Consider the following 23,315-nt stretch of genomic DNA (forward strand, 5'->3'; position numbering starts at 1 on the left):
GCGCACATGATAAAAAAACTAAAGTTTGCGTTTTCAATAATACTCCTGAGCCCTTTGTTGGTAGGTGCTCAGGAGATTATTTCATTGTACAGCGGTGATATTCCAAACGCGAAAAAAACAGTCGGAACGATAACCTCTGAAAGTTTCGAATCGGGTATGTGCCGTAATGTCTCAAATCCTACCCTGGAAGTCTTTCTTCCGGAAAAGGAAAAAGCAACCGGAACAGCTGTTGTTATTTGCCCGGGAGGCGGATATAGCGTCATTGTATATCAGGGGGAAGGTGTTTCTACGGCTAAAGAGTTTGCAAAAAATGGTGTTGCGGCCTTTGTGCTCAAATATCGTTTGCCGGATGACTCAAGGATGAATGATAAATCAATAGCCCCGTTACAGGATGCGCAACAAGCGATTAAACTGGTTCGTGAAAATGTGGCTAAATGGGGCCTTGATGCTCATAGAATCGGGATTATGGGTTTTTCCGCCGGGGGGCATTTGGCATCAACCGAGGCTACTCATTACCAGAAATCCCTGATCGAGAACCTCAATAATACGAGCCTTCGTCCCGATTTTCAGATTTTGGTGTATCCGGTTATCAGCATGCAGGATAAACTCACTCATAGCGGCTCCAGGAGCCAGTTGTTGGGTGATAATCCTTCAAAGGGAATTGTGGACTTGTTTTCCAACGAACTTCAGGTGAATGAAGATACCCCACCGGCTTACATAACTCATACTGCTGATGATAACGTGGTCGATGTGGATAACAGTATCGGATATTTCGAGGCATTGCGCCATCATAAGGTTCCGGTAGAGATGCACATTTACCCCAAAGGCGGACATGGCTTTGTTTTTGGTCGTAGAGGTTGGATGGATCCTTTGTTTCAATGGCTTGTGGATGCTAAGTTGATTGCAGACAGATAATTAGACTGCCGGGTGATTTTGAGATGGTCCCGGCAGTTTCTATTTATAACGTGACCTATTGGTAAAACCCTTCTACAATATCCTTCCGTTTTTCTCTTAAATCAAATAAATACCCAATTCTGGAAATTAAGAATCTATATTTGAAAGTTTCATGCTGTTAAAGGTGACTAATTTTGAAGTCTTATATCCTTGAAATTAGTATATGAAAAAATCAAATTCAATCCTTCTAACAGCCCTCTGTTTTTGCTTTTGCATTTCTTATGGTAAAGCACAACAGTGTGGTAAGCTCAAAATGTGGTATGATAAACCTGCGAAGGTGTGGAACGAAGCCTTACCTATTGGGAATGGCCGCTTGGCTGCAATGGTTTTCGGAGATCCCTCCAATGAAAAACTCCAATTAAACGAAAGCACTTTTTGGTCTGGTGGACCATCCCGGAATGATAATCCGGACGGATTATCAGTTCTTGATTCCGTACGTTATTACATTTTCAAAGAAGATTATCAACGTGCTGATATGCTTGCAAATCGTGGTCTTACAGCAAAACAGTTGCATGGCTCCATGTTTCAGACTGTTGGCGATTTGAATATCTCGTTTAATGGGAATAAAAACTATACCGGATATTACAGGGAGCTCGATCTTGAAAAAGCTGTTTTTACAACCACCTTCAAAGTGGACGGAGTTACTTTCAAAAGAGAGGTTTTTGCTTCCCAACCGGATCAGGTGATCGTCATTAGACTCACCGCTGACAAGCCGGGAAAACTGACATTCACCACAAGTTTCGACGGCCCATTGCAAAAAACTTCAAAAGCACTGGATGCCCAAACACTCGAAATGACCGGACTTTCTTCAACTCATGAAGGCGTAACGGGGCAGGTGAAATTTGATGCGCGGGCCAGAATTATCAATACTGGCGGAACAACGGCTATAGAGGGAAATAAGATCAACGTGATCAATGCCAATGAGGTCATTATCCAGGTATCTATTGCTACGAATTTCACAGATTACAAAACGCTGTCAACCAATGAAACAGAGAAATGTGCCAATTATCTTTCTGCTGTAGAGAAAAAACCTTACTCTTCAATATTAAAAAGTCATGTTGCGGCTTTTCAGAAGTATTTCAATCGTGTAGGCTTTGATTTGGGTATATCTCCTGCGGCAAAATTGCCTACCGATGTCCGCATTCAGAATTTTTCCAAAAAGTATGATCCGGCGTTAGTTTCGATGTATTACCAGTTTGGGCGTTATCTGCTGATTTCCTCTTCTCAGCCCGGTGGCCAGCCTGCCAACTTACAGGGAATATGGAACGGAAGCGTTTATCCGGCATGGGATAGTAAATACACCATCAATATCAATACAGAGATGAACTACTGGCCGGCTGAGAAATGTAATATGTCGGAAATGCATGAGCCATTGATCCAAATGATTAAAGAACTTTCCGAGACCGGAAAACAGACAGCTAAAACCATGTATGGTTGTGACGGCTGGGTAGCTCATCACAATACCGACCTTTGGCGCATCTGTGGCGTAGTCGATTTTGCCAATGCCGGATTGTGGCCTATGGGTGGTGCTTGGTTGTCGCAGCATTTGTGGGAAAAATATCTCTATAATGGCGACCTGAAATACCTCGAATCGGTTTATCCGGTGTTGAAGTCTGCTTGCGAATTTTATCAGGATTTCCTGATCGAAGAGCCAACGCACAAATGGTTAGTGGTAAGCCCTTCGATCTCTCCGGAGAACTTTCCTGACAGACATAGCAGCGCTTTATCTGCCGGGACGACCATGGATAACCAGATTTTGTTTGACCTTTTTACCAAAACCATCAAAGCGGCAAAATTGCTGAAGAAGGACTCTGACCTTATGGCTGAGTTCCAGAAAATACTCGACCGTCTGCCTCCGATGCATATTGGTGTATATGGCCAGTTGCAAGAGTGGATGGGGGACTGGGATAATCCGGAAAATAAGCACCGGCACGTTTCCCACCTGTATGGATTATTCCCCGGTAATCAGATTACGCCGGAAGCAACCCCGGAACTATTTGATGCAGCACGCACTGTTTTAGTTCATAGAGGTGATGTCTCTACCGGATGGTCGATGGGGTGGAAGATCAACCTTTGGGCGCGATTGTTGGATGGTAATCATGCACTGAACCTGATTACAGATCAATTAACTTTGGTCGATCCGGTAAACTCCGGTAATAACGGAGGTACTTATCCCAACCTATTCGATGCGCATCCTCCCTTCCAGATTGATGGAAACTTCGGTTGCACATCTGGTATTACCGAAATGCTGTTGCAAAGCCACGATGGCGCTATTGATATTCTTCCCGCATTGCCCGATGACTGGAAAAAGGGAAGTATCTCCGGTTTGAAATCATATGGTGGTTTTGAGGTAAGTGTGTCCTGGGTAAATAATCAGGTACAGAAAATTGTCATTAAATCCAATCTGGGAGGAAATTGCCGTTTGCGGGTACCCAATGAAGTTAAATTGGCCGGTGGAAAGTCAATGGTTACAGCTTCAGGAGAGAATTCAAATCCTTTTTTTGAAACCGTTAAGGTGAAAACGTCTCTTATCTCAGCTTCGGCAAAGCTTCAACCTGTAAATCTGAAGAAGACCTGGTTATACGATTTGCCAACTAAAGCCGGTAAAACATACACGATTATCAGAAAATAATAATAAACCATTCATACATCATAAAATTTACATGAAGACAAAATTGACTAGGCTCTTACTCTCGGTTTCATTTCTGGCAATGGCTTTGAATATGCATGCCTGGGTGGGAAGTGCAATGCCACGGCTGCATATCGAAGGTCGTTATCTGAAAGATTCTCACGGAAATAAGGTAAATCTTCACGGCTTTGCCCAAACTTACAGTCCATGGTTCAATGAACAGGGTACAAAATGGACAAACTATGATGTTGCGGGATGTTTGAATTACAACAAAAGTAAGATTGATGGGATTATAGCTGCAGGATGGAAAGTGAATTTCATGCGCTTACATATGGATCCTTATTGGTCCAATACACCGGGGGTAAATACTACAGGTGAAAATGATATTTCGGCATTTGATGAGAGCCGATTTAGAACCTATCTGGATCAGGTATTTATCCCCATGGCTGAATATGCCATTTCGAAAGGACTGTATGTTGTTATGCGTCCTCCCGGTGTTTGTCCGGATACCATATCCGTTGGTAACGAGTATAATAAATACCTGATTAAAGTGTGGGATATCGTGTCGCAACACCCGAAACTGAAAAATAATCCGGCCATCATGTTTGAGCTGGCCAATGAACCGGTAAGAATTCTTGGTCCTAATGGTGATTACGGTAGTGGTTCGCAAGGCCATTTCGATAACCTGAAGAAGTTCTTACAACCTGTAGTTGATACGATGCGAGCCAACGGCTGCTCAAATATACTCTGGGCTCCAGGATTGGGATGGCAGGCGAAATACAAGGGATTTGCCATCAATCCAATAGAAGGAGATAATATCGGTTATGCCATACATGTCTATCCGGGTTGGTTTGGTAGTCAGGATGGTGGAAATACATCGACCATCAACGGATATGACGGTTTTAAGGCTGCATGGGATGACGAAATCAAACCGGTCTCCGATTTCGCGCCAATTATGGTTACCGAGATGGACTGGGCCGATGCAAAATATAACTCTTCGTGGGGTAAAGGGCTGACCGGTACCGCCGGAGGAACCGGATTTGGCGCCAATTTCAAAAAAATCATGGACGAAACCGGTAATGTGAGCTGGTTGATTTTTACAGATGCAAATCTGATGGCACAGTTTAAAGATGTTGCTCCTGCTGCTGGCGAAAGCTACACCTTCCTTAATGATCCTGAAGCCTGTCCGTGGGCTGCTTATCACTGGTTTCAGAACTATGCAAGTGTAAATTATCCTCACCCCGAATATACCAACTTGTCGCATAGTGATAATGGGGATGGTACATTTACCAATCCGGTGGTGTTAGGTGATTTTCCTGATCCAGACGTAATCCGTGTCGGAGACACTTATTATATGTCCACTACTACTATGCATAATTTCCCCGGTGCTACTATTCTGAAATCGAAAGACCTGGTAAACTGGGAATATTGCAGTAATCCATTGGACAAAATCGAATCAACCAACTGTTATAATCTGGATGGATGCAACCGTTACAGCCATGGACAGTGGGCGAGTAGCCTGAAATATCACAAAGGTACTTATTACCTCCATTTCAATACCCTGGATGAAGGCAGTTATCTGCTAACCGCTACAAATCCTGCAGGTCCCTGGACAAAAAAGAAATTATCGTCCTCATTCTATGATGCGGGGCTATTCTTCGATGATGATGATAAGATTTATATCGTCTATGGAATTAATAACCTGCATATAGCCCAATTGGATAATGACTTTAACGTGGTTAAAGACCAAGCCATAACTCTGGGTAATGTACAATCGGGAATCGTAAATACCGGAACAGAAGGCAGCCACCTGTACAAGATTAATGGCAATTACTACATCTATGCAACTACCGGAGGTTATTACGCCACACAGGTTTGCTACCGGTCGTCTTCTATTTTTGGTACTTATGACGAAAAAGAGGTATTCAATAGTAACCGCATTCATCAGGGAGCTTTGATACAGACTCAGACCGGCGAATGGTGGACTATACTTTTTGCCGATAAGGGAGCATATGGCCGATTGCCAATGTTAGAACCTGTTAAATGGGTTGACAACTGGCCTATTGTCGGCGTAAACGGTAAAGATGTTACCACTTATACCAAACCGAATGTAGGCAAAACCTATCCGGCAACTTATTTGCCAACCAATGATAATTTCCGTGATTACAAATTTGCTCCACAGTGGGAGTGGAACCACAATTCAGATAACTCAAAGTGGTCTCTGGTTAAACGTCCGGGATTCCTTCGTTTATATACGGCAAACGTAACGGATAGTCTTCCCAAAGCAAAAAATACGCTTACACAACGTATTCTTGGTTTTCCAGCTAATCAGAACCAGTCCTACGGAACGGTGAAAATGCACATCAAAAATATGGCCAACGGCGATTTAGTCGGATTAGCAGTCTTTCAGGATCCGTATGCATTCATTGGTGTGAAAATGACAAACGGTCAAAAGAACATAGTATGGTTGAATACCGGCACCCAGACACAACAGACCGGAGCGGCTATTACAGACAGTATCGTTTACTTCAGGGCTATTGCTAATTACAATACCAATAAGGCTGATTTCTATTATAGCACTGATAATGTAACCTTCACTCAGGTGGGTACGCTGGATATGAAATATAATCTGTCGGTTTTCGTAGGGAACAGGTTCTGTATCTTTAATTATGCAACCGAAGCCTTAGGCGGTTATGTAGATGTGGACTGGTTCTCAACCGAGAAAGATTTCTCGGAAGATACCTTTTTTGACAATTCATTTACCGGATACAGTGAAGAGACACTGACACTGACCAATCTGAAAACGGATAAGACGGATTTAAATCTGCTGACGGGTAGCTCTAAAAGCTTTGCCATTACTGCTGTATATAAAGATGGTCATACCGAGGATGTTACCCTCAGTGCCACTTACACCAATTCCAATCCGGATGTCCTGACTATCAAAAACGGACAGATGGTGGCAAAAAACAATGGTGAAGCGACTTTAACGGTTTCCTACCAAGGTGGTATGGGTGATGCGAAGACGTTATCTATTCATGTCAATTCAACCTATTTCCCATTGACCAGCGATTTGTTTAATCCTTCGATTTACGCGACCGGAACGTTCAATGCTACAACAAAGACGTTGGTTACAGGTCAATATGGATTTGGTGGTTGGAATTATAGTACCGGTTTGGATTTATCAAATTATAAATATCTGGTGGCAAAACTAAGCAGCACAACATCAAGCGGTGCTTCTTTGAGGGCATACGATGAAAGCAGTTATTGGTCAACACCTACTTTAGTGGATTTTGGCTCAACCAAGCAAGCGGTTATCAATCTTGCAAATTCCTACAAAACAAGTACGACTACGACCACTAAATTTGATCCATCACACATTTACATTGTAGGTATTTGGTCAGTTGGTAACTCACCAATTGTAATCAGCGACGTTTATGTAACCAACAACAGTGATTACTCAAAACCATTGGCTACCGACCCTGTAATTTCCATTGCGTCAAATCTGTTATCCGGAGGAAAGGTTAAAGGAGGCGGTATTTACAGTAAAGGATCATCATGTACTGTAACTGCAACAGCAGCAACAGGTTATACCTTCGCCAACTGGACTGAAAATGGCGTCATTGTTTCTTCGAATTCTACTTATACCTTTACGGTGAGTTCAACCCGTTCATTGGTCGCCAATTTTACAATGAGTAATAGCAACTATCAGGTGAAAGCTACCGACTGTAGCTGTCGGGAAAGTAATGATGGTACTATCGGTATAATCTTTGCTCAGCCACTCAACTATACCGTTACAGTTACGGGAAGTAGTTATAGTAAAACCTCTTCTGCTTCCAGTTCGTATAGTCTCAATGGATTGGCAGCCGGTACATATAATATCAATATCACATCTGCTTCATTATCCGGTTATCAGATGAATTTCTCAATAGTAATCAGTCAACCGCAAGAGTTAACTGTTCAAAAGGTAAAAACGGCAAACAGCGTTGCCCAATATAGTTTAGCCGGAGGAGAGAATTATTACATTTCGGTAAATAATAAAACGTTTGTAACACGTTCAGCGTCAGTGGACGTACCATTGCGAAAAGGAGAAAACCGCATCAGTATCCGCACGGATAAAACCTGTCAGGGTATTTATGAAGAGACTGTTTCTGTAGATGAAAACGGTCAGATAATTCTTTATCCAAATCCGACTGAAGGCCCGATAACCATTGGTGTGCCTGGAAAAGAAGAGAAGGTGACTGTGGAAATAGTTACGCTAAGTGGAAGCATTCTCTACAAACAATTATTATCTGTGCAAACTGATAGGTTAATCAACATAAATGCGACAGCTTTACCTGCCGGCATTTATACGGTAAGGGTATATGGTTCCACCATTAACGGTACGGCAAAAATGGTGAAGAAGTAAGATTGCCAGAAATGAATTATTCAATGGAACAAGCAATTTCACTATTTTATCATATTAGGGGATAACGCTTGTTCCATTGGAAGAAAATAAGAAAAGTATATTCAACCAAGTGACATTCAATTTACCAATGAGAACAAAATATTTATTCGCAACAATTGCTTTTATAGTAGCATTATTCATTGCCGGTTGTGGCGGTGATGAAAAAGATGAAGTGCTTCCTCCGGGTGCAATAGCGTTATTGTCTCCGTCAGGAACAAGTACCTGCATTCAGGGAACAACAGTCATTGCAGGGAAAACATCCTCAGTCTCTTTTTCATGGAAAGCGGCAAGCAATGCCGAAAGCTATCGCATAGACATCACAAACCTGAATACGCAGACTACTACCAGCCAGACTGTCAAAAGTTTATCCTGTAATGCGATACTGGATATCAATGCGTACTATTCATGGAGTGTGAAGGCTATCAACAGCGGTGGTAGCACGAGCAGTGATACCCTGCAATTTTATCTTTCGGGCACGCCCGCCAGCAAGTATGCGCCTAACCCTGCTGACCTGACAGCTCCGGCATCAGGAGCGGTAATCAATGCCAATGGGGCAGCTACAGTACAGGTTACCTTCCAATGGACAGGTAGTGATTCGGATAACGACATTGCAGGTTATACTTTTTACCTCGATAATACAGATGCATCGACGCTTGTTACATCTTCCCTCACATCTGCTACCACCACACAGACGCTTACAAGTGGTAAAACTTATTACTGGAAGGTGGTTACGACCGACAAAGCCGGAAACAGTTCCATATCGACAGTTAGTTCATTTCAGGTTAAATGAAAAAGACTTAATTAAATGAATACAGATGAATGCAGGCATGCGATTTTTAGTTCTCGCGTTGTCTGCATTCTTTCCTTGATGTTGTCCGTATCATAATCTATAAATTAAAAACATGCACATGAAAAAACTACGAACAGTCAGTACGATACTTTTTATAAGTATGGCTGTCCTGGTATGCAAAGCGGCAAACAGACCCGCATCGAAAGCTGTTAAGCAGCAAGCATCGACACAGAGCAGTACTCCTTTTACCAATCCTATCATGTGGGCCGATGTGCCCGATTTGTCTGTCGCAAGAGCAGGCAGTGATTTTTACCTGATCAGCACCACTATGCACCTGATGCCAGGTGGCCCTATTATGAAATCGAAAGACCTGGTTCACTGGGAGCCAATTAGCTTCGTATTTGACAAACTTAAAGATACTCCCAAATATGATTTAGTTGATGGGACTGTTTACGGGCGTGGGCAATGGGCCTCGTCTATCCGTTACCATAAAGGAAAATATTACGTGCTATTCTCCCCTAATGACAATCCCTTTAGAGCCTATATTTATACCACTACCAATCCTGCCGGAAAATGGGAGGTGCTTTCCAGAACACCGCATTTTCATGATGCTTCACTTTTCTTCGATGATGATGACCGGGTATATGTTTTTTCCGGCACCGGATCTCTGAGAGAGTTGAAGAGTGATCTTTCGGATGTAAAGCCTGATGGCGTAGATATGAAGATTTTTGAAAGAGATTCTGAAGAGACCGGATTGCTAGAAGGCAGTCAGGTTATCAAGCATAATGGTAAATATTATCTGTTGATGATTTCATGGCCAAATGGTAAACCTCGTCGTGAGGTCTGCTACCGGGCTGACAAGATTACAGGCCCTTACGAAAAGAAAGTGATTCTGCAGTCGACCTTTGGCGGATTCCCGTATGTGGGTCAGGGTTGCATTATAGATGACGAAAAGGGCAACTGGTACGGACTTGTATTTCAGGATCGTGGAGCTGTAGGTCGTGTACCTCTTTTGCTGCCTGTTCGCTGGGAGGACGGATGGCCAATGTTGAGTGATGCTAACGGTCAAGTACCTTTAACCGGAAAGGTTCCGTTGAAACCATATGATACAGGCAAACGAATTGTCGAGAGTGATGATTTTAGCGGGGCAAAACTCAAAATCACCTGGCAGTGGAATCATAATCCGATTGATGAAGCCTGGTCACTGACCGAACGACCAGGATATTTACGATTAAAAACGAATAAACTGGCCGACAATCTTTATGCAGCTCACAATACCATAACTCAACGGATGGAAGGTCCCAAATGCAGTGGTGTCGTAGCTCTGGATTTGTCTAAGATGAAAGATGGAGATGTTGCCGGATTTAGTGCATTTAATGGTCATTCCGGCCTTTTGTCCGTGAAAATGGAAGGCGATAAAAAATACCTGACCATGTCAACGAATGTGGTTGATCTGGACAATAAAAGCAAAGCGATTCTTAACGTTGCTGTTGAAGAAAAAGCAAGAGTTGCTTTGACTCAGAATGTGATCTATCTGCGTATCGACGGTGATTTTAATCCGGGTAAAGATCTGGCTACATTCTATTACAGTCTGGATAATAAGACCTGGATGCCGATTGGATTGGAATTCAAGATGATATTCGATTACAGAAAATTATTTATGGGAACGAAGTTTGCCATTTTTAACTATGCCACTAAATCAAGCGGTGGTTATGTGGATGTTGACTTTTTCCATTATAAGAAATTTGAATAGGAAGATTCATAATCCAGCAACAAACTAATCATGAAAAAACGAACATTATTAATAGCTATGTTACTTACAGTTGTAGCAAACTACTGTAAGGCAGAACAACCGGCACCGGTAAAAACAGACAAAGGTCTTGTTCAGGGTATTTATGAAAATGGCTTGACGGTTTACAAAGGAATTCCCTTTGCCGCTCCGCCAGTCGGAGATCTTCGCTGGAAAGCTCCTCAGCCGGCAAAAAGCTGGGAAGGCGTAAAACAAGCAGATAAATTTGCTCCGGCTCCTTTTCAGGGAGGAAACACTCCATCAGGAAAGAGCGAAGATTGCTTGTATCTGAATGTATGGACTCCTGCGAAATCGGCAGGTGACAAAATTCCGGTACTGGTATGGATCTATGGAGGCGGATTTAGTTTCGGATCTACTTCAGAACCGGGTTATTCCGGTGAAAAGCTGGCGCAAAAAGGAGTTGTTTTGGTTAGTATTGCCTACCGTGTTGGCCAGCTCGGTTTTATAGCTCATCCCGAATTGAGTGCCGAAAGTCCAAACCACGTTTCCGGTAATTACGGCTTGCTCGATCAGATAGCTGCATTGCAATGGGTTAAGAAAAATATTGCAGCCTTTGGCGGTGATCCGGATAAAGTTACCATCTTCGGAGAGTCTGCCGGAGCTATTTCAGTCAGCATGCTGTGCGCATCGCCTTTGGCAAAAGGCCTTTTTCAGGGAGCAATCTCTCAAAGCGGCGGCTCTTTCGGACCTACCCGTTTGGTCTCTTTTCCGGGAGAAAACATGCAAACACTCAAACAGGCGGAAGCCGAAGGCGAGAATTATATGAAGAAAGCCGGCGTGACATCACTTGCCGAGTTGCGGAAAATTGAAGCCGACAAACTTCCTATGGGATTCGGAATGCCTGGTGGCTGGCCGATTGTGGACGGCGTTGTAATTCCCGACGATCAGTATAAGTTGTACGAAGCCGGCAAATACAACGATGTGCCGGTGCTTATTGGCTACAACTCTGATGAGGGTGCCAGCTTCTCGCACGAAAGAAACCCTGAAGATTATATCGCAGGAGTAAAAGCACGCTACGGGAAATTTGCCGATGACCTTATAAAAGCTTATCCGGCAGCAGAAAACTCGGTACCTAAAACGGCCCGTGACCTTGCTCGTGATGCTGCCTTTGGCTGGCATACCTGGAGTTGGGCTCGCCTTCAGACAAAAACGGGTAAATCAAAAGCCTTTTTGTACTATTTCGACCAACATCCCGATTATCCGAAAGAGTCGCCTCGTTATGGCTTCGGATCCCCACACGGACAGGATGTCGGCTACGTGTTTATGCTTCTTGATCCATCTAATCCTCAAACTACAAAATCGGATCTTGCAATATCGGAAGCCATGGGAACTTATTGGACAAACTTTGCAAAATATGGTACCCCGAACGGCAAAGGCAGTGTAGAATGGCCGGCATTTAATGAGGGAAAACCTTCGGTAATGTACTTGCAACAAACACCCCACGTTGGATCAGTTCCAAGTCTGGAGTCACTCAAAGTGTTGGATAATTATTTTAAATGGAGAAGAAGCCCGGAAGGTGAAGCCTGGGCAAAATAATTCTGAAAGATGAAAAAACTAATTTATATAGCGGCATTTATTTTATGTGCTTATCAAACCATCAATGCCCAACACAGCAATTCGGTTAAATCTGATTCTTTGTTCAAAGATTTCAAGACCGAGTTTATGTGGGATGCGAAGGTGAAAATTAGCGGCATGATTAATGTCGGAGAAAGTAAAAGAGGAGTGAGGCGGGTGATCCCAATAACGGGAGGCACTTTCAGCGGCCCTAAAATTAAAGGGGTAGTGTTGCCCGGAGGCGAAGATTGGCAATTGGTTCGTCCCGACGGCGATACCGAGTTGAATGCACGCTACCTCCTGAAAACCGATGACGGTCATGTCATTCAGGTTATTAATCAGGCATTGATGCACACCGATACTCAGAGCAGGGCTTTTTACTGCAAATCGGTTATCGATTTAGAAGCGCCAACAAAAAGCCCTTACGATTATCTGAACCATGCCATATTTCTGGGTACGCTAACGATGCCTGTGTTAAAACCTGGAGAAGAGCCGTATGTGATTATTAGCGTGTATAAGGTTTTGTAAAGCTTATACATCTGTCTTGAAGCATAAACCATTAAAATCAATAATTAATTATGAGAAAAACAATTGTTTTAGGAATATCTGTTTTGCTACTATGCCTGAGCGGGCATTTACAAGCGCAGACTCCCAAAGCCCAAAATCCACTTATTTACTCGGATGTACCCGATATGTCGATGGTTCGGGTGGGTGATACTTACTATATGTCCAGTACAACCATGCACATGAGTCCCGGGGTACCGATTATGAAGTCGAAAGATCTGGTAAACTGGAGGTTGGTGAATTATGCCTATGATACGTTAGCCGATGTTGACGCAATGAATCTGGTGAACGGGAAAAGCACCTATGGAAGAGGTTCGTGGGCCAGTAGCATACGTTACCACAAAGGACGGTATTACGTGAGTACTTTTGCCCAGACCACCGGTAAAACCTACATTTATTCGACCAAAGATATTGAAAAGGGGCCATGGAAAGCCATATCGTTTGGTCCCTCTTATCATGATAACTCCCTGCTTTTTGATGAAGACGGACGTATTTATCTAGTCTTTGGCAGTGGTAAAATTAATCTGGTAGAGCTCAAAGAGGATCTTTCAGGAATAAAACCGGGTACCGAACAGGTAATCATAGATAATGCCAGTGCTCCGGCAGGTCCGATAGGATTACCTGCAGAGGGTTCGCAACTGTTCAAAATAAAAGGAAAGTACTACCTGTTTAATATCACCTGGCCCCGAAATGGTATGCGCTCAGTAGTAATACACCGTGCTGATAAGATTACTGGCCCTTACGAAGGTCGCCTGGGTTTGAAAGATTTGGGGGTTGCTCAGGGGGGATTGATAGATACTCCTGACGGACGATGGTTTTCTTATCTCTTCCGTGATTATGGAGCTGTAGGTCGCATTCCTTATTTAGTTCCTGTTAAATGGGAAGATGGATGGCCGGTTTTGGGTGTAAATGGAAAAGTACCAGAAACACTTGATCTGCCCGCAAGTAAAGGCTTGATCCCGGGAATTGTCAACTCCGACGAATTTACCCGTAAAAAAGGGGAACCTGCATTGCCGTTGGTTTGGCAGTGGAATCACAATCCAGATAACCGATTGTGGTCGGTAACCGAACGTCCCGGATATTTACGTCTGAAAACAGGTCGCCTGGATTCTCTTTTCCTCAAATCAAGAAATACCCTGACTCAAAGAACCATCGGACCAGTATGCTCAGGAACTACATTAGTCGATGTGTCCAAAATGAAGAATGGAGATTACGCCGGGTTATGCGCTTTGCAATGGAAATTCGGACAGGTCGGTGTAAAAGTGAAAGACGGAGCTAGATATTTATTCATGGTTAGCGGCGAATCCAACAAACCAACAGAACTGCAAAGCATTCCTCTTTCTCAGAATAAAGTTTATCTTAAAATCGAATGTGACTTCAGAAACAGGGTTGACATTGCGAAATTCTTCTATAGCCTTGACGGTAAATCGTGGAATGTAATTGGAGGACCGCTGCACATGCAATATTCCTTGGAACACTTTATGGGTTATCGCTTCGGCTTGTTTAATTATGCAACACAAAACGTAGGTGGATATGCCGATTTCGATTATTTTCGCATCTCAGATAAGATATCTTCAAAATAAACCTATTTAAAAACATAACAATCAGAAGAGCACTCTTTTCAAAGGGTGCTCTTTTATTTAATTATCTAACTATGAAACAAGCATGAACTAATGTTCATCAGAGTAGATGACATTATATGCGAGTTCCATACGTAGCCAAAACAAAAATAAATAATGACGTATGAAAAAGCTGTTACTTGGAGTGACCCTTACTATTTTCGGCTCAATGGCAATTGCACAAACAAAAACTAATCCTCAATCGCAGCTCCCCCGATTACCACTGATGGGCTGGGCCAGCTGGAACCAGTTTGGGGTGAAGATCGATGAAAACGTAATCAAAAAACAGGCAGACATGATGGCCTCTTCCGGGCTTGCAGCTGCTGGATTTCATTACCTCAATATTGATGATGGTTTTTTCAATGGACGATATCCCAATGGTACCTTGCGGATAGATTCGATCAAATTTCCTAACGGTATGCGTCATTTGGTCGATTATATTCACTCAAAAGGACTAAAGGCCGGTTTTTATTCCGAAGCGGGGGAGAATACCTGTGGCTCGCAGTACAGTGGACAGCCCGGCGGGGTAGGGGGCGGCCTTTATAAACATGACCAACAGGATGCCGATCTCTTTTTCAAGACGTGGAACTTTGATTTCCTCAAAGTGGACTACTGTGGAGGCCTAGCTCAAAAGCTGGATGAAAAGACCCGTTACACGGAAATCCGGAATGCTATTGATCATACGGGCCGGCCCGATATTAATTACAACGTTTGTCGCTGGCAGTTTCCGGGTACCTGGGTGACGAAGATTGCCGATTCGTGGCGTATGTCGCACGATATCAACTTTGTGCCGGGTTCTAAGCCCAAATGGAGCAGCATCCTGAGTATTATTGACCTGAATAAATATCTGGCTCCTTATTCCAGTCCGGGCCATTACAACGATATGGATATGCTCGAAGTGGGGCGTGGAATGACGGTAGAAGAGGATAAAAGCCATTTTTCCATGTGGTGTATTTTATCTTCTCCGTTGGTGCTGGGTAATGATATGGAGCACATGACCGCTGAAACAAAAGCCATACTTACCAATCCGGAAGTGATCGCTGTAAATCAGGATCCGGCAGGATTGCAGGCGCAACTTATCTCGCAAAAGGATAGTGTGCAGGTATGGGCTAAGAACCTTTACTACCGGCAGAGTAAAGAGTCTGCCGTGGCATTGTTTAATCAGGGTAATAATCCGGCGACGATTTCTGTCAAATGGAAAGATCTGAATATTGTGGGTAGCGCTAAGGTGCGTGACCTATGGGCGCGTACAGATGTGGGTGTGATGGATTCGGTGTACACCGTTACGCTGCCCGGACATGGCATATCCCTGATTAAAGTGACAGCCGGAAAGACAAAGCTTAAAGAGCACTTTGAAGCCGAATATGCGTGGGTAAATAATTTCAACCTGACCAATAACAGTGCGATCATCCCCAATCAGGGCAAAGCAGTGTCGGATGTCACATGTTCAGGGGGAGGCAAAGTGATTAACATCGGCGGCTATGCCGATAACTTTATTGAATTCCGAGATATTTATGCGAAAAAGTCCGGAAAATACACGCTGACCCTCTGGTATCTTTCCGCTGAAAACCGCAGCGCTATCCTTTCTGTAAATGGTATCGATACTCAGCTATCCCACCTGAACTCAGGCAGCACAAAATCTACAGCTAAAGTTACTATTCCGGTTAAACTGAAAGAAGGCTACAATGTGGTTCGCATTTCAAATCCGACAGGAATGGCTCCTGATATAGACAAGATTGAGATTGATTTGAATAGATAACTTATCCGATTCATTATAAAAATGCAGAGAGCAGTTTCAGCAGAAAAAAGGTCTGAAGCTGCTTTCTGTATTTAGTGGGTGATGAAGTGGTATAACCGGATCGGAATGGTTATCTTTTTGATATAAAGATAAACTGTCTTGCTGCTTTTTTGCACTCTATGCTTATTCTGGATTATAACATCCTTTTTTTGAACATCTACCTATTATATTATTCATACTCCGGATAATAATCTCTATTTATCTAAAATTATAACTTTAATATCTGATAATGGTATTCGCAAATAGGCAGTTTTACTTCTTTTGTTAGACAAAACTACTATAGTTAACTGATAACGCTGAACTATGTCTAACATGAAATTTTATTAATTATGAAAATGAAAACTTCTTTGTTTGTGGCATTATTTGCTTTAATGTCTTTAGTATGTGTGAAAGCACAAAATTACAGTGATGATTTCGAAAGTTCCAGCGATGTTCCTTCGGGATGGAGAGTCGCGAATTTTATTGGGGGGGCTCAGCATGCGGCACTTTCGATAAACACAGAATCAACGCTAACAGGCGTAAATGCTTTGGAAATTAACATAGCTGATAATGTGGGGAATTGGTTCGAAAATGTGGCTGGATATTCCTTCCCTGCAAATATTGGCGATGAGTATATTGTCTCTTTTGATGCTAAAGCCAGCAGTGAGATTTCAATTCCTGTAAAATTAAATACAGATGGTAACGAAGGGCAAACTGAGATTATAAGCCAGACATTAAACCTGACTGCCGATTCTCAACATTTTTCGTTGACTACAACGTCTGGATGTACTAAAACTATGAATTATTTGTTCTGGTTTGAATTAAATGGCAAAGACTCAGGAACTAAAATTTATATTGACAATTTTTCTTTGACGAATAAGCTAGCAGCAGGAATAAAAGGTGCTTCCCAAATAGGCATTAGTTATTATCCTAACCCTGCGAAAAATTTTGTGTTTATTAATGGAGGAAAAGTGGGTGATGCGGTGACGATTTATTCACTTGCAGGTCAGTTGGTTCTTTCATCTGTTATTGATGGCAAATCAATTTCATTGGAAAATATCAAGGCTGGAGCTTATTTGTTAAAAGTAGGCAACACTACTCAGAAGCTGATGATAGAAAAATAATATAGTAGTTTAATAAAACAGTTTTATCAGTGGTAGCGCTTTCACCCGGTGTAGTAAAATGCTACACCGGGTGATCTTTTTTAAATTATCACAGGTTAGTCATTTCCCTTCCCTGTCGGTTCGAAATAACGAGTAAACGGTCGTTAGGTGGTTTGCCGATAGCCAGCCTTCCGGCTAGTAAGAGTAGCAATAGCACAATATTCAGAAAGGCGACCTCCGTGAAAATCTGGAGTATCTTTCTGGTATTTCAGATGATTGTTTATGTTTGCTTACGAATGATATGCAAGCCTGAGTTTCGTTTTTTTTAAGCGAAGACAGAGCCACGCTTAACGGCATACTGCGGCTATTGATAATTGTAGAATTGTTGATGGATAGGCTATAGCATCTGGGGGATGGAATGGCCACCGTCGCACCGGATATAAAACCGTAGAAAAGTGATGTACAGGAAAGGATTTAAAATCCGAAAGAATATTCGAAGCATTGCTGAAATGCTTAATTTTAGAGCGGAATAGCTTGTTTTCGGATTGCAAATCCTTTTAGTATAAAGGAGATGGGTTTGCAAATCCCATCGACGGTTCCGCTAATTCCTACGGTAGATATATGACGGGGCGAGGGGTTATTAAAAAAGCGTAGGCGTAGCCATACGCTTAATGGCAGACTGCGGTTATTAAAGGGATAGGCTATGGGTAACCAGGGATTAGTTTCTAAAAAGCTTCCTATATTGATTTATTGCCTGCATAGATATTTAAAATTAAAAATCAAATATCTGTAATTGGAATTAGTCTCCAATTACACACGGTATATTTGGAACTTGGTCATCTACAGTGGTGAACTTATCTTAACCTGGCCTTAATGGATAATCATTCATGGTTCATTTTGCTATTGTTTAATATTAAATCTAAAGTAAAACATGAGAAAAATGAAAAAACTGGTTTTGATCTTTGTTTTAGGACTAATTCCTTTTACAACTTTTGCGTGGCCTGGGATGCCATTACCTGCTTTACACGTGGAGGGGCGATATTTGAAAGACCCGTGTGGTAATAATATTAATTTGCATGGTGTTGCTATAACCCCCAGCCCTTGGTTTAATGGATGTGCAAGTGGAACATGCCGTTGGGATAATTATGATATTCAAGGGTGCTTAAACTATAATAATGCTGTTATGGATAAGCTTACTTCTACCTCTCAAGGCTGGTATCTAAATTATATCAGACTTCATATCGATCCCTATTGGACTAATAACCCGGGGACCTCAACAACCGGTGAAAGTGATATTTCGCAATTCAACTACAACAGGTTGGTTACATACACAAACAGTGTCATTATCCCGCTTATCAACCATGCCAGAGACAGGGGAATGTATGTAATTCTTCGTCCACCGGGTGTTTGCCCGCAAACGATAGCTGCAAACGATGCCTATTACAACTATCTGGTCACTGTATGGACTTATCTATCACAGAACTCGGCTTTGAAGAACGCACCAAATGTGATGTTTGAATTGGCAAACGAACCGGTCGTCATAAAGGCATCTGATGGAACATATGGTAACGACGACCAGAAATATTACGATGCGCTGAAAAACTTTTTCCAGCCGATTGTGAACTTGATACGGAACAATGGAGCGAATAATGTAGTTTGGGTTCCAGGTTTAGGTTATCAATCGCTCTATAGAGGGTTGGCTAATAATCCGGTTACCGGCAATAATATTGGTTATGCGGTACATGTCTATCCCGGTTATTGGGGAGTAGGGCTCAATGATGCTGCCAATTATCAAAATGCATGGAACGCTCACATAGCCCCTGTAGCCAATATTGCCCCCATTGCTATTACCGAAACAGACTGGGCTCCAACGCAATATGGCGTATTTGGAAAAGGCGGTCTTACCTCTGGTTTTGGTAATAAGTTGAAACAGTTGATAGATGCCTCAGGAAATGTTAGCTGGAATGTCCTTATGCCGGAAGACCTTATCAATAATGGTGATCCCAGTGGAGGCATAGCTTTCAATAATGATCCGGAGGCGTGTGCAAATCCGGTTTATTCCTGGTTCAAGGCCTATGCGACTTCCAATACACCTGCTTCGGCTTGCAGCCTCGAAAATAATGGGGTTTACGAGATCGAAATCCAGACAGACCCAGGTAAAGTTCTTGATCTTTATAACGGTACTGATGCCAATGGCACTGTCATTCGCCCCTGGGATAGAAATGGAGCAAGTGCACAGCAATGGAAAGCAATAGATGCTGGAAACGGTTACTGGCGATTTGTCTCAATGGCAAGCGCTACAAATCGTTGTATCGATCTTTATACCGCTAATCCGTCAAATGGGACACAAATCAAATTGTGGGATTATTACAATAATGACGCTCAGGCATGGAAAGTCACCAGTCTTGGAGGCGGTTATTATCAGGTGTTGTCAAAGGTGGCGGTCGGTCAGGGGCTAACCCGCGGTTGGGATATTCCTTATTGCAATATGGATGGTTCGCAGGGAATGCAACTTTACGATTATATTGCCTCATCGTGTCAGAAATATAAGTTTAATTACAAAACAACCCTAAAATCTGCAATGATAACTACAGGGGTTGATGCAACACCGGCCTCTTCTGTTGTGATTTTCCCGAACCCTTCAGTCGGTGGTAATTTTACCATCACATTGCAAAATGTAAATGATGAAGACTCCTACTTAAGTATTTATTCTATAGAGGGGAAGAAGGTATATGAACGGGAAGGCTTAAATGCAGGGGATAACTACATACAGTCAGCCCTTAAAGCAGGAATTTACATTGTAAAGATAAAATGTGGCGAGAAGACTTCTGAGGTAAAATTAATCGTACGGTAAAATTTCGTTGGGTTAAGCCCTGATAAGGTCTTTGATCATGGTCGGGGTTTAACTATTCGATATATCTTGCGTGAAACTTTTTAATGAGTTTTTATTTAGCCGGAATACCTCTATCATTACATTTTCAATAGTTCACCAAAAGAGGTAGATGAGAAATAAGGTGAGTATTTACGACACACCCTAACAAGCTTTGCTAATAATACCGTTCAAAACAGAAGTTCTGGGCGGTATTTTTTTGATTCTCAGATAACTGTCTCCCTCCGGTTCGATGTAACGTGTAATGGTCGCTAGGTAGTTTGGCGACAGCTCTGCTGTCGCCATTGTTAGAAGTCAACGTCCCAGCTGGTAAGAGTAGCGGAGCAATATTCAGAAAGGCGACCTCCGTGAAAATCTGGAGTATCTTTCTGGTATTTCAGATGATTGTTTATGTTTGCTTACGAATGATATGCAAGCCTGAGTTTCGTTTTTTTTAAGCGAAGACAGAGCCACGCTTAACGGTATATTGCGGCTATTGATAATTGTAGAATTGTTGACGGATAGGCTATGGCATCTTGGGGATAGAATGGCTGAGTGCGGTTTTGTTGCTGTTTGGCAGTTTATTGGCAGAATACGGGGGGCGGGAGTAAAATCCGGAGGAATTCTGATTTCGTAGTCAAGTATATTTGTAATTGATAATCAAATATCTATTTTTAAATACGATGAAGATTGGTGTAATGTTACATTTGTCAATGTCAATTATTAATTATCAACCTTTTAAGCATTCGTATTTATGAAAAAGATTTTACTTTCAGTATTCGTTACTCTGTTGTGTGTTTCATCTTCTTTTGCATTGGATCTACCGACCGGATATGTATCCATATATGATTTGAATAAAGAGACAGAAGTTTGTCCACACGAAGTGGCTGCTGGTACTAGTTTCCAATTTGTCGGTCCAGCTTCTGGTTGGGGGGCTTTACAAGATCATGATCTGTCGAATTACAAAGAAATGGTTTTCAAAATGACCTTTGATGCCGCGGATGGAGGAAATCAGGTGGTTATACGTTTTGCAATAAATGGTGGGGCAAAAGATCCATTAAAAGTGACTCTTCCGACCGATTCGTCAACCCTTACAGTTGTAGTTCCATTGGAGCAATACAAAGATGCAAATGGTTTTATCGGGCTTGGTGGTATAGTTTTTTACAATGGTTCATCACATTGGTCTTTTACTTATGATGGAACACCATCAAATACTCCGGTTACACTAAATTATATTGCATTAAAAACACAATCAACATCATCAGGTGTAACTACAACAAAAGCTGAAAATCCGGATGCACCAGTTAATGTATATAGCATTGCCGGCGATTTGATCCGTAAGGCCGTAAAACAATCGGAGGCAATTAACGGATTGCAACCTGGACTTTATATTGTAAACAACCAAAAAGTTTGTGTACTTAAATAAGCCAATAGTCAGACGGCTTGAATAACATAAGTGAGAATAAGCTCCTGCTTTCGCAATCGTGAAAAGCAGGAGCTTTTTTTGAGAATGTGTTGGTGCCGGGTTTAACGTAATATGTAATGCCGTTTGGCAAAAGCTCGGCTTTCGTCATAATCAGATGCCAGCCTCACGGATAGCAAGAGACTCCCCCGTCCCTCCGGATATAAAACCGTAGAAAAGTGAGGTGCCGTCGGGGCGTGATCTGTGATCCGCCCCTTGATTATTATAAGCATTTGAAATGCGAAAATAGATATGTATTTGTTGTCGGATCATAGATCCTTATAGTACTAAAAAGCGAGATTGCAAATCTCGCTAACGCACACCGCCGTTCTATGGTATATCCGGGAGGACTGGAGGTGCTGCGGTTTTTAACCGCTGATTAGATCGTAATAACCCCGTCCCACCGGATATGAAGCCGTAGAAAAATGATGTGCTGTCGGGGCGAGATCGGTGATCCGCCTCTTGGTTGTTATAAGCATTTGAAATGCGAAAATAGATATATATTTGTTGTCGGATCACAGATCCTTATAGTACTAAAAAGCGAGATTGCAAATCTCGCTAACGCACACCGCTGTTCTATGGTATATCCGGGAGGACTGGGGTATGCAAGTTAATGGAGTTAAACCGAACTCTGCACACTTCATTACAGGTATACCTAATGAAAATAAAATAAATGGTACAACAAGTGGTGGCGCAACAATAAATCCGAATGGTTCAATAACAGTTCCCGTTACTTTTAAAGGACAAACTAAAGTCGTAACTATTATCTTTACTAATGGGAATATTAGCGTTGGCAGTGTAACAAACAATGTAAAATGATGAAAGCAAGAGTTTTAATACTTTGTATAATGTTCTTTAGTCTTTGCTTTTCCCAAACTAAGAATAAAGAGAATTTGATAGATGGACAAATAAATAAGATTGATTGGACTTCATTTCAAGTTTCAACTAATTATTTTGTTCAGATAGCACTGAATGATTCTTTAATCAACAAACTCGGGTATAATGATTCAATTTTGATATGTAAGTTATTCAATCATTTGTCTATAAATAGCAAAACTGTGACTATCCATGTTTTACTTACACATATTTTTGAACCGCAAAATGGCTCATTTTCTTGTAGTTATAATGCCGAAGGGAGTATTATAAATTATTGTTACAACAACCTTAAATGGAGGTATGATTTAAAGGCAAAAAGATATGTGATAAATAAAAATGAAATAAGAAGTATAAGATCATACTGGAAAAAGGTAATCAATAATAACTTTAAAATTGAACATTGAAAATCAAGATACAATCTCTGTTGAAGGATCTCCCGTTGCCCCTCTTCGCGCGAGTCTAATTAATCGCAGTCTGTATCTGGTTCAATGTCTGAGCGCAGCGGGGACTTGGACCTAAAATCAGGGCAGTCTCCGACTGAAATAGGCGAAGTATCAGATTGATGCGGTGGGTATAATCGTGTACCTGCTGCCTCAATTCTTAGTAACGGCTGATGTGTGAGGTTTTAACGACTTCATCTCCACGATGAATATCGCTCCCGTCCCACCGGATATGAAGCCGTAGAAAAATGATGTGCTGTCGGGGCGAGATCGGTGATCCGCCTCTTGGTTGTTATAAGCATTTGAAATGCGAAAATAGATATATATTTGTTGTCGGATCACAGATCCTTATAGTACTAAAAAGCGAGATTGCAAATCTCGCTAACGCACACCGCTGTTCTATGGTATATCCGGGAGGACTGGG

13 protein-coding genes are annotated in these 23,315 nt (G+C 42.1%); all 13 read left to right on the forward strand.

Annotated elements, in window-relative coordinates; all coding sequences use genetic code 11:
- Positions 1-6 precede the first annotated feature (6 nt).
- The gene (locus MLE17_RS08735; protein ID WP_243348397.1) at positions 7-915 is read left to right on the forward strand and encodes an alpha/beta hydrolase; all 909 of its coding nucleotides are present in this window, start codon (positions 7-9) and stop codon (positions 913-915) included.
- A gap of 202 nt (positions 916-1,117) precedes the next feature.
- A complete protein-coding gene (locus tag MLE17_RS08740) occupies positions 1,118-3,586 on the forward strand; it encodes a glycoside hydrolase family 95 protein (protein ID WP_317236628.1) in 2,469 nt (822 codons plus the stop codon).
- Positions 3,587-3,617: 31 nt separating this feature from the next.
- Positions 3,618-7,988: a family 43 glycosylhydrolase gene (locus MLE17_RS08745; RefSeq protein WP_243348398.1), complete on the forward strand. Its 4,371-nt coding sequence runs from the start codon at positions 3,618-3,620 to the stop codon at positions 7,986-7,988.
- A 127-nt stretch (positions 7,989-8,115) separates the two neighbouring features.
- Positions 8,116-8,817 carry a hypothetical protein gene (locus MLE17_RS08750; RefSeq protein ID WP_243348399.1) on the forward strand — a complete coding sequence of 234 codons (702 nt, stop codon included), beginning with the start codon at positions 8,116-8,118 and terminating at the stop codon, positions 8,815-8,817.
- A gap of 160 nt (positions 8,818-8,977) precedes the next feature.
- Positions 8,978-10,570, forward strand: a complete 1,593-nt coding sequence (locus tag MLE17_RS08755) for a glycoside hydrolase 43 family protein (RefSeq protein ID WP_410795617.1) — start codon at positions 8,978-8,980, stop codon at positions 10,568-10,570.
- A 30-nt stretch (positions 10,571-10,600) separates the two neighbouring features.
- A complete protein-coding gene (locus MLE17_RS08760; protein WP_243348401.1) occupies positions 10,601-12,163 on the forward strand; it encodes a carboxylesterase/lipase family protein in 1,563 nt (520 codons plus the stop codon).
- A gap of 9 nt (positions 12,164-12,172) precedes the next feature.
- The gene (locus MLE17_RS08765; protein ID WP_243348402.1) at positions 12,173-12,709 is read left to right on the forward strand and encodes a DUF3237 domain-containing protein; all 537 of its coding nucleotides are present in this window, start codon (positions 12,173-12,175) and stop codon (positions 12,707-12,709) included.
- Between the two features lie 50 nt (positions 12,710-12,759).
- Positions 12,760-14,328, forward strand: a complete 1,569-nt coding sequence (locus tag MLE17_RS08770; protein WP_243348403.1) for a glycoside hydrolase 43 family protein — start codon at positions 12,760-12,762, stop codon at positions 14,326-14,328.
- Between the two features lie 160 nt (positions 14,329-14,488).
- A complete protein-coding gene (locus MLE17_RS08775; RefSeq protein WP_243348404.1) occupies positions 14,489-16,123 on the forward strand; it encodes an alpha-galactosidase D in 1,635 nt (544 codons plus the stop codon).
- Positions 16,124-16,491: 368 nt separating this feature from the next.
- Positions 16,492-17,265, forward strand: coding sequence for a T9SS type A sorting domain-containing protein (locus tag MLE17_RS08780; protein ID WP_243348405.1), 774 nt, complete (start codon positions 16,492-16,494; stop codon positions 17,263-17,265).
- A gap of 919 nt (positions 17,266-18,184) precedes the next feature.
- Complete coding sequence (locus MLE17_RS08785) at positions 18,185-20,098, forward strand: RICIN domain-containing protein (RefSeq protein WP_243348406.1); 1,914 nt, start codon at positions 18,185-18,187, stop codon at positions 20,096-20,098.
- A 769-nt stretch (positions 20,099-20,867) separates the two neighbouring features.
- Complete coding sequence (locus MLE17_RS08790) at positions 20,868-21,539, forward strand: hypothetical protein (protein WP_243348407.1); 672 nt, start codon at positions 20,868-20,870, stop codon at positions 21,537-21,539.
- Between the two features lie 639 nt (positions 21,540-22,178).
- On the forward strand, positions 22,179-22,394 hold the full coding sequence (locus tag MLE17_RS08795; RefSeq protein ID WP_243348408.1) for a hypothetical protein: 216 nt from the start codon (positions 22,179-22,181) through the stop codon (positions 22,392-22,394).
- Positions 22,395-23,315: the final 921 nt, after the last annotated feature.

The sequence above is a fragment of the Parabacteroides sp. FAFU027 genome (genome assembly GCF_022808675.1).
GTDB lineage: Bacteria > Bacteroidota > Bacteroidia > Bacteroidales > UBA7332 > CAXXIC01.